This is a genomic window from Streptomyces amritsarensis, from assembly GCF_001953875.1.
GTDB lineage: Bacteria > Actinomycetota > Actinomycetes > Streptomycetales > Streptomycetaceae > Streptomyces > Streptomyces amritsarensis.
The window spans coordinates 51815-60740 of sequence record NZ_MQUR01000041.1; the positions used below are offsets into that span (position 1 = coordinate 51815).

The 8926-nt window shown below is 70.6% G+C and carries 7 protein-coding genes; 1 reads left to right on the forward strand and 6 read right to left on the reverse strand.

The window, feature by feature from the left end; all coding sequences use genetic code 11:
* Positions 1-63 precede the first annotated feature (63 nt).
* From carB to pyrR, 6 genes are all read right to left on the reverse strand, one after another.
* On the reverse strand, positions 64-3372 hold the full coding sequence (carB, locus tag AVW11_RS18600; RefSeq protein ID WP_076044803.1) for a carbamoyl-phosphate synthase large subunit: 3309 nt from the start codon (positions 3370-3372) through the stop codon (positions 64-66).
* Positions 3365-4513, reverse strand: a complete 1149-nt coding sequence (gene carA / locus AVW11_RS18605) for a glutamine-hydrolyzing carbamoyl-phosphate synthase small subunit (RefSeq protein WP_076044805.1) — start codon at positions 4511-4513, stop codon at positions 3365-3367. The genes carB and carA overlap by 8 nt, the downstream gene beginning before the upstream one ends.
* A complete protein-coding gene (locus AVW11_RS18610; protein ID WP_030841537.1) occupies positions 4510-5091 on the reverse strand; it encodes a PH-like domain-containing protein in 582 nt (193 codons plus the stop codon). The genes carA and AVW11_RS18610 overlap by 4 nt, the downstream gene beginning before the upstream one ends.
* Positions 5088-6374 (reverse strand): dihydroorotase, encoded by a 1287-nt coding sequence (locus AVW11_RS18615; RefSeq protein ID WP_060178502.1) that lies wholly within the window; start codon positions 6372-6374, stop codon positions 5088-5090. The genes AVW11_RS18610 and AVW11_RS18615 overlap by 4 nt, the downstream gene beginning before the upstream one ends.
* Positions 6375-6376: 2 nt before the next feature.
* Entirely contained in the window at positions 6377-7372 is a 996-nt protein-coding gene (locus tag AVW11_RS18620) for an aspartate carbamoyltransferase catalytic subunit (protein WP_030841543.1), read from the reverse strand.
* Positions 7373-7500: 128 nt separating this feature from the next.
* On the reverse strand, positions 7501-8076 hold the full coding sequence (gene pyrR, locus AVW11_RS18625; protein ID WP_030841547.1) for a bifunctional pyr operon transcriptional regulator/uracil phosphoribosyltransferase PyrR: 576 nt from the start codon (positions 8074-8076) through the stop codon (positions 7501-7503).
* 285 nt (positions 8077-8361) lie between these two features.
* Here pyrR and bldD point away from each other — a divergent pair, with 285 nt between their 5' ends.
* A complete protein-coding gene (gene bldD, locus AVW11_RS18630; protein ID WP_030841550.1) occupies positions 8362-8862 on the forward strand; it encodes a transcriptional regulator BldD in 501 nt (166 codons plus the stop codon).
* The last annotated feature ends 64 nt before the right edge of the window (positions 8863-8926 follow it).

The following is an 8926-nucleotide window of genomic DNA, read 5'->3' on the forward strand; positions in this document are numbered from 1 at the left end:
GAAGAGGGGGACACCCGTTCATGGAACCGGTGTCCCCCTCCCCCTGTCCGGGCTGTTCGGGTACTAGTCGCGGGCCGCGGTCAGGTGCTCCGCGTGCTCCTGGAGGGAGCGGACGCCCACGTCGCCGCGGTTGAGCGCGTCGATGCCCTGGACGGCGGCGGCGAGCGCCTGGACCGTGGTCAGGCACGGGACTCCGCGGGCCACGGCCGCCGTGCGGATCTCGTAGCCGTCGAGGCGGCCGCCGGTGCCGTAGGGGGTGTTGACGATGAGGTCGACCTGGCCGTCGTGGATGAGCTGGACGATGGTCTTCTCGCCGTTCGGGCCCTCGCCCTCGCTGAGCTTGCGGACGACGGTGACGTTGATGCCGTTGCGGCGCAGGACCTCGGCGGTGCCGGAGGTGGCCATCAGCTCGAAGCCGTGGGCGACGAGCTCGCGGGCCGGGAAGATCATCGAGCGCTTGTCGCGGTTGGCGACGGAGATGAAGGCGCGGCCCTTGGTGGGCAGCGGGCCGTAGGCGCCGGCCTGGGACTTGGCGTAGGCGGTGCCGAAGACGGCGTCGATGCCCATGACCTCGCCGGTGGAGCGCATCTCCGGGCCGAGGACGGTGTCCACGCCGCGGCCGTGGATGTCGCGGAAGCGCGACCACGGCATGACGGCCTCCTTGACGGAGATCGGCGCGTCGATCGGCAGGGTGCCGCCGTCGCCGGTCTTCGGCAGCAGGCCCTCCTCGCGCAGCTCGGCGATGGTGGCGCCGAGGGAGATGCGGGCGGCGGCCTTCGCGAGCGGGACGGCGGTGGCCTTCGAGGTGAAGGGGACGGTCCGGGAGGCGCGGGGGTTGGCCTCCAGGACGTAGAGGATGTCGCCGGCCATGGCGAACTGGATGTTGATCAGGCCGCGGACGCCGACGCCGCCGGCGATGGCCTCGGTGGAGGCGCGCAGCCGCTTGATGTCGTAGCCGCCGAGGGTGATCGGGGGCAGGGCGCAGGCGGAGTCGCCGGAGTGGATGCCGGCTTCCTCGATGTGCTCCATGACGCCGCCGAGGTAGAGTTCGTTGCCGTCGTAGAGGGCGTCGACGTCGATCTCGATGGCGTCGTCGAGGAAGCGGTCGACCAGCACGGGGCGGGTCGGGGAGATCTCGGTGGATTCCGCGATGTACGACTGCAGGCGGGCCTCGTCGTAGACGATCTCCATGCCGCGGCCGCCGAGCACGTAGGACGGCCGGACGAGGACCGGGTAGCCGATCTCGTCGGCGATCGCCTTCGCGCCGGCGAAGGTGGTGGCGGTGCCGTGCTTGGGGGCGGGCAGGCCGGCCTCGGCGAGGACCCGGCCGAAGGCGCCGCGGTCCTCGGCGGCGTGGATGGCCTCCGGGGAGGTGCCCACGACGGGTACGCCGTTGTCCTTGAGGGCCTGGGCGAGGCCGAGCGGGGTCTGGCCGCCGAGCTGGACGACGACGCCGGCGATGGGGCCGGCGAGGGACTCCGCGTGGACGATCTCCAGCACGTCCTCGAGCGTCAGCGGCTCGAAGTACAGGCGGTCGGAGGTGTCGTAGTCGGTGGAGACGGTCTCCGGGTTGCAGTTGACCATCACGGTCTCGTAGCCGGCCTCGCTGAGGGCGAAGGAGGCGTGGACGCAGGAGTAGTCGAACTCGATGCCCTGGCCGATGCGGTTAGGGCCGGAGCCCAGGATGATGACCGCGGGCTTGGTGCGCGGGGCGACCTCGGACTCCTCGTCGTAGGAGGAGTAGAAGTACGGGGTCTTCGCGGCGAACTCGGCGGCGCAGGTGTCGACCGTCTTGTAGACCGGGCGGACGCCGAGGGCGTGGCGGACCTCGCGGACGACGTCCTCGCGCAGGCCGCGGATCTCGGCGATCTGGGCGTCGGAGAAGCCGTGGCGCTTGGCCTCGGCGAGCAGCTCGGGCTCCAGCTTCTCGGCGCCGGCGAGCTCGTCGGCGATCTCCTTGATCAGGAAGAGCTGGTCGACGAACCAGGGGTCGATCTTCGTGGACTCGAAGACCTCTTCCTGGGTGGCGCCGGCGCGGATGGCCTGCATGACGGTGTTGATGCGGCCGTCGGTGGGGCGGACGGCGGTGGCGAGAAGCTCGTCCTTGTCGCCGGGCTCGCCGACGAAGGTGAACTGCGAGCCCTTCTTCTCCAGGGAGCGCAGGGCCTTCTGGAGGGCTTCGGTGAAGTTGCGGCCGATGGCCATGGCCTCGCCGACCGACTTCATGGTCGTGGTGAGGGTGGCGTCGGCGAGCGGGAACTTCTCGAAGGCGAAGCGCGGGGCCTTGACGACGACGTAGTCGAGGGTCGGCTCGAAGGAGGCCGGGGTCTTCTCGGTGATGTCGTTGGGGACCTCGTCGAGCGTGTAGCCGATGGCCAGCTTGGCGGCGATCTTGGCGATCGGGAAGCCGGTGGCCTTCGACGCGAGCGCCGAGGAGCGCGAGACGCGGGGGTTCATCTCGATGACGATGACGCGGCCGTCGACCGGGTCGATCGCGAACTGGATGTTGCAGCCGCCGGTGTCGACGCCGACCTCGCGGATGATCGCGATGCCGATGTCGCGCAGCCGCTGGTACTCGCGGTCGGTGAGCGTCATGGCCGGGGCGACGGTGATGGAGTCGCCGGTGTGGACGCCCATCGGGTCGAAGTTCTCGATGGAGCAGACGACGACCACGTTGTCCTTGGTGTCGCGCATCAGCTCCAGCTCGTACTCCTTCCAGCCGAGGATGGACTCCTCCAGGAGCACCTCGGTGGTCGGGGAGAGCGTGAGGCCCTGGCCGGCGATGCGGCGCAGCTCGTCCTCGTCGTGGGCGAAGCCGGAGCCGGCGCCGCCCATGGTGAAGGAGGGGCGCACCACGACGGGGTATCCGCCGAGGGTCTCGACGCCCTTGAGGACGTCGTCCATCGAGTGGCAGATGACCGAGCGGGCGGACTCGCCGTAGCCGATCTTGGCCTTGACGGCCTCGACGACGCCCTTGAAGAGGTCGCGGTCCTCGCCCTTGTTGATGGCCTCGACGTTGGCGCCGATGAGCTCGACGCCGTACTTCTCCAGCACACCCTGCTCGTGCATGGAGATGGCGGTGTTGAGCGCGGTCTGGCCGCCGAGGGTGGGCAGGAGGGCGTCGGGGCGCTCCTTGGCGATGATCTTCTCGACGAATTCGGGGGTGATCGGCTCGACGTACGTGGCGTCGGCGATCTCCGGGTCGGTCATGATCGTCGCCGGGTTGGAGTTGACCAGGATGACCCGCAGGCCCTCGGCCTTGAGGACGCGGCAGGCCTGGGTGCCGGAGTAGTCGAACTCCGCGGCCTGGCCGATGACGATCGGGCCGGAGCCGATGACCAGGACGGACTGGATATCGGTGCGCTTAGGCACGCTCGGCCTCCATCAGGGTGACGAAACGGTCGAAGAGGTACGCGGCGTCGTGCGGGCCGGCGGCCGCTTCGGGGTGGTACTGGACGGAGAACGCCGGCTGGTCGAGCAGCTGGAGGCCTTCGACGACCTGGTCGTTCAGGCAGACGTGGGAGACCTCGGCGCGGCCGTAGGGGGTCTCGGAGACCCTGTCGAGGGGCGCGTCGACGGCGAAGCCGTGGTTGTGCGCGGTGACCTCGACCTTGCCGGTGGTGCGGTCCTGGACGGGCTGGTTGATGCCGCGGTGGCCGTACTTCAGCTTGTAGGTGCCGAAGCCGAGGGCGCGTCCGAGGATCTGGTTGCCGAAGCAGATGCCGAAGAGCGGGGTCTTGCGCTCCAGGACGCCCTGCATGACGGCGACGGGGCCGTCGGCGGTGGCCGGGTCGCCCGGGCCGTTGGAGAAGAACACGCCGTCGGGGTTGACGGCGTAGACGTCCTCGACGGTGGCGGTGGCGGGCAGCACGTGGACCTCGATGCCGCGCTCGGCCATGCGGTGGGGGGTCATGCCCTTGATGCCGAGGTCGACGGCGGCGACGGTGAAGCGCTTCTCGCCGATCGCGGGGACGACGTACGTCTCCTTGGTGGCGACCTCGGCGGAGAGGTTCGCGCCCTTCATCTCGGGCTGGGAGCGGACCTTGGCCAGCAGGGCCTCGTCGCGGATGCCGACCCAGGCCTCGCCGGAGAAGATGCCGACGCGCATGGCGCCGCGCTCGCGCAGGTGGCGGGTCAGGGCGCGGGTGTCGACGCCGCAGATGCCGACGACGCCCTGCTTGACGAGCTCCTCGTCCAGCGTGCGGCGGGAGCGCCAGTTGGAGGGGACGCGTGCGGGGTCGCGCACGACGTAGCCGGAGACCCAGATGCGGGAGGACTCGGGGTCCTCGTCGTTGACGCCGGTGTTGCCCACGTGCGGGGCGGTCATGACGACGACCTGGCGGTGGTACGACGGGTCGGTGAGGGTCTCCTGGTATCCGGTCATGCCGGTGGAGAACACGGCCTCGCCGAAGGTCTCCCCCACTGCGCCGTAGGCGCGGCCGCGGAAGATGCGGCCGTCCTCCAGGACGAGTACGGCGGGAGCTTTGGCTGCTCCCCTGGTGGAGGTCGTCATCGTTCGGCGCCTTCCGTCGTGATGGATGGGTTCATGAGGTTGATCGCTTCGACCCATGCGGCGTGTTCGGCCGCGCGGTCGGAGCGGAATCCGGAGTCGATCAGCTTGTCGCCGTGCGCCCATGTGACGACGAGCAGACCGCCCTCGGTGAGTACCTTGCCCGCGATTCCCTTGTCGAGGCGGGCGCCGCGCAGCTGCGCGGCCGGTACGAAGAAGTCGCCCGCACCCGGTCGGACCACGTCGAGGCCCGCGTCGGTGAGGGTGAGCTCGACGCGGCTGCGGACGCCCAGGCCGTGGGCGACGATCCGGTCGAGCCACTGCCCGGCGGTGGTGGACCCGTGGTACCGGCCGGTGAGTGCCAGCCGGTGCTCGGGGAGGCCGTCGGGGGCGGCGGGGAGCTCGGGCAGATCGTTCTGCAGGGCCCCCCGCCATTTCCAGCCCTGCCGCATCAGCCAGTACACGAACGCGATGAAGACGACCAGGCCGATCACCCATGCGATGCGGGCGCCTACGTTGGTCACCTCCGCCGACTGTCGTTCGGCGGCCTCGGCGGCCAGTTGGATCACTGCAGGTGTCACGCCAGTTTCCCGTCCACGACCGTTGCCCGGCCCCGCAGGAAGGTGTGAGTGACGCGTCCCGGCAGCTCACGGCCCTCGTAAGGCGTGTTGCGGCTGCGGGAGGCGAAGTGTGCGGGGTCCACGACACCACGGTACGAGGTATCGACCAAGGTCAGGTTCGCGGGTTCACCTGCCGAGACGGGACGGCCGTGGTTCTCGAGACTGCCGATCCGGGCCGGGGCGAAGCTCATGCGCTCGGCGACGCCGGCCCAGTCGAGCAGGCCGGTCTCCACCATCGTCTGCTGGACGACGGAGAGCGCGGTCTCCAGGCCGACCATGCCCATGGCGGCGGAGGCCCACTCGCAGTCCTTGTCCTCGTGCGGGTGCGGGGCGTGGTCGGTGGCGACGATGTCGATGGTGCCGTCGGCGAGGGCCTCGCGCAGCGCCATGACGTCGCGCTCGGTGCGCAGCGGCGGGTTGACCTTGTAGACCGCGTTGTAGGAGCGGACGAGCTCGTCGGTGAGGAGGAGGTGGTGCGGGGTGACCTCGGCGGTGACGTCGATGCCGCGGGACTTGGCCCAGCGGACGATCTCGACCGAGCCGGCGGTGGAGAGGTGGCAGATGTGGACGCGGGAGCCGACGTGCTCGGCGAGGAGGACGTCGCGGGCGATGATCGACTCCTCGGCGACGGCGGGCCAGCCGCCGAGGCCGAGCTCGGCGGAGACGACGCCCTCGTTCATCTGGGCGCCCTCGGTGAGGCGGGGCTCCTGGGCGTGCTGGGCGACGACGCCGCCGAAGGCCTTCACGTACTCCAGGGCGCGGCGCATGATCACCGCGTCGTCGACGCACTTGCCGTCGTCGGAGAAGACGGTGACGCGGGCGGCGGACTCGTGCATGGCGCCCAGCTCGGAGAGCTGCTTGCCCTCCAGTCCGACGGTGACGGCGCCGATGGGCTGCACGTCGCAGTAGCCGGACTCCTTGCCCAGGCGCCAGACCTGCTCGACCACGCCGGCGGTGTCGGCGACGGGGAAGGTGTTCGCCATGGCGAAGACGGCGGTGTAGCCGCCGGAGGCGGCGGCGCGGGTGCCGGTCAGGACGGTCTCGGAGTCCTCGCGGCCGGGCTCGCGCAGGTGGGTGTGCAGGTCGACGAGGCCGGGGAGGAGCACCTGGCCCGCGGCCTCGATGACGGTCGCGCCCTCGGCGGACAGGTCCTGGCCGACCTCGGCGATGGTCTCGCCGTCGATCAGGACGTCCTGCGCCTCGCCGCCGAGTACCTTCGCGCCACGGATAAGGATCTTGCTCATGGTTACTTGCTCTCCTCGGTACGGGCGGGGGCGGCGGGGGTGGTCGTGACGGCGGGCTCGGAGCCTCCGAGCAGCAGGTAGAGGACGGCCATCCGGGTGGAGACGCCGTTGGCGACCTGCTCGACGGCCGTGCAGCGGTCGGAGTCGGCGACCTGGGCGGTGATCTCCATTCCGCGGTTCATCGGGCCGGGGTGCATCACGATGGCGTGCTCGGGCATCTTGGCCATGCGGTCGCCGTCGAGGCCGTAGCGGCGGGAGTACTCGCGCTCGGTCGGGAAGAAGGCGGCGTTCATGCGTTCGCGCTGCACACGCAGCATCATCACCGCATCGGACTTCGGCAGCACGTCGTCGAGGCTGTAGGAGACCTCGCACGGCCAGGTCTCGACGCCGATCGGGACCAGGGTGGGCGGGGCCACCAGGGTGACCTCGGCGCCGAGGGTGTGCAGCAGGTGGACGTTGGAGCGGGCCACGCGGCTGTGCAGGACGTCGCCGACGATGGTGATGCGGCGGCCGGCGAGGTCCTTGCCGAGGCCGGCGTCGCGGCCGACGAGTCGGCGGCGCATCGTGAAGGCGTCCAGCAGGGCCTGGGTGGGGTGCTCGTGGGTGCCGTCGCCGGCGTTGACGACGGCGGAGTCGATCCAGCCGGAGGTCGCGAGCCGGTAGGGGGCGCCGGAGGCGTGGTGGCGGATGACGACGGCGTCGGCGCCCATCGCCTCCAGGGTCAGCGCGGTGTCCTTCAGGGATTCGCCCTTGGAAACCGAGGAGCCCTTGGCGGAGAAGTTGATGACGTCGGCGGAGAGCCGCTTGGCGGCCGCCTCGAAGGAGATCCGGGTGCGGGTGGAGTCCTCGAAGAAGAGGTTGACGACGGTGAGGCCGCGCAGGGTGGGCAGCTTCTTGATCGGCCGGTCCGCGACGCGGGCCATCTCCTCGGCGGTGTCGAGGATCAGGACGGCGTCGTCGCGCGTGAGATCGGCGGCCGAGATGAGGTGGCGCTTCATCTGGATGGCTCCGTAGGTCGGGAGGGCATGATGCACGCGGACTGACGTGCAGCGGACTGACGTGCAGGGGTGCGGCGGGCAGGGCAGGGCTCGGCGCGGACCCCGCCGGGGCCCGTCGTCGTGGTGGGCTACTGCCCTGCTGCCTGGGCGGTCCGCTGGCCGAGCAGCACGGCGTCACGGCCGTCCTCCTCCTGGAGCTGGACCTTGACGGTCTCCCGCAGCGACGTGGGGAGGTTCTTGCCGACGTAGTCGGCGCGGATCGGCAGTTCGCGGTGGCCGCGGTCGACGAGGACGGCGAGCTGCACGGCGCGGGGGCGGCCGAGGTCGCCGAGGGCGTCGAGCGCGGCGCGGATGGTGCGGCCGGAGAAGAGGACGTCGTCGACGAGGACGACGAGGCGGCCGTCGAGGTCGTCGCCGGGGATCTCGGTGCGGCCGATCGCGCGGGCGGGCTTCATCCGCAGGTCGTCGCGGTACATGGTGATGTCGAGGGAGCCGACCGGGATCTTCGTGCCGGTGATCTCTTCGAGCTTGGCTGCCAGCCTGCGGGCCAGGTACACACCGCGGGTGGGGATGCCGAGGAGCACCACGTCGTCGGCGCCCTTGGCGCGTTCGACGATCTCGTGGGCGATGCGGGTCAGGACCCGCGCGATGTCCTGCGCCTCCAGTACGGAGCGCGCGGAATCGGGATGCTGCTGGGCGTCCATGAAAAGGACCTCCTTCTCCGCCTCACGGGACGGACCTTAAAGGACGTCTGATGTACGTCTCCCACGGTACCAGGGCGCCGGTGGTGGGTCGGCACCCGGGGGTTGCGCGGGGGCGCCCACGGGGCTGCTGGCGCCGTCCTCGCGGGGGGATGGGGACCATTCGGCTTGACGCACCCAAGTAACGCTGCGTAACCTCACAGTGAGTTACCAGCCGCGCGGCGGAGCCGCACAGTTATGTAGTCGCAGTGTCCATGCAGTCACAGCGTCACAGCGTCCGGGAGCGTTATGTCCAGCGAATACGCCAAACAGCTCGGGGCCAAGCTCCGCGCCATCCGCACCCAGCAGGGCCTTTCCCTCCACGGTGTCGAGGAGAAGTCGCAGGGCCGTTGGAAGGCCGTGGTGGTCGGGTCGTACGAGCGCGGGGACCGCGCCGTGACCGTCCAGCGCCTTGCCGAACTGGCGGACTTCTACGGGGTGCCGGTGCAGGAACTGCTGCCGGGCACCACTCCCGGCGGAGCGGCCGAGCCGCCGCCGAAGCTGCGCCTCGACCTGGAGCGCCTGGCGGGCGTCCCCGCCGAGAAGGCCGGCCCGCTGCAGCGGTACGCGGCGACGATCCAGAGCCAGCGCGGGGACTACAACGGCAAGGTGCTGTCGATCCGCCAGGACGACCTGCGCACCCTGGCCGTCATCTACGACCAGTCGCCCTCGGTCCTGACCGAGCAGCTCATCAGCTGGGGCGTGCTGGACGCGGACGCCCGTCGCGCGGTGGCGCACGAGGACGCCTGATCCTCACGCCCCACACCAGCAGAAACGTTACCGGTGGCGGCCGGACCCCTGCGGGGGTCCGGCC

Coding starts and splice junctions, on each gene's coding strand:
- carA (WP_076044805.1), bottom strand. CDS start 4,513: ATGACGACCTCCACCAGGGGAGCAGCCAAAGCTCCCGCCGTACTCGTC.
- AVW11_RS18615 (WP_060178502.1), bottom strand. CDS start 6,374: ATGAGCAAGATCCTTATCCGTGGCGCGAAGGTACTCGGCGGCGAGGCG.
- AVW11_RS18620 (WP_030841543.1), bottom strand. CDS start 7,372: ATGAAGCGCCACCTCATCTCGGCCGCCGATCTCACGCGCGACGACGCC.
- pyrR (WP_030841547.1), bottom strand. CDS start 8,076: ATGGACGCCCAGCAGCATCCCGATTCCGCGCGCTCCGTACTGGAGGCG.
- bldD (WP_030841550.1), top strand. CDS start 8,362: ATGTCCAGCGAATACGCCAAACAGCTCGGGGCCAAGCTCCGCGCCATC.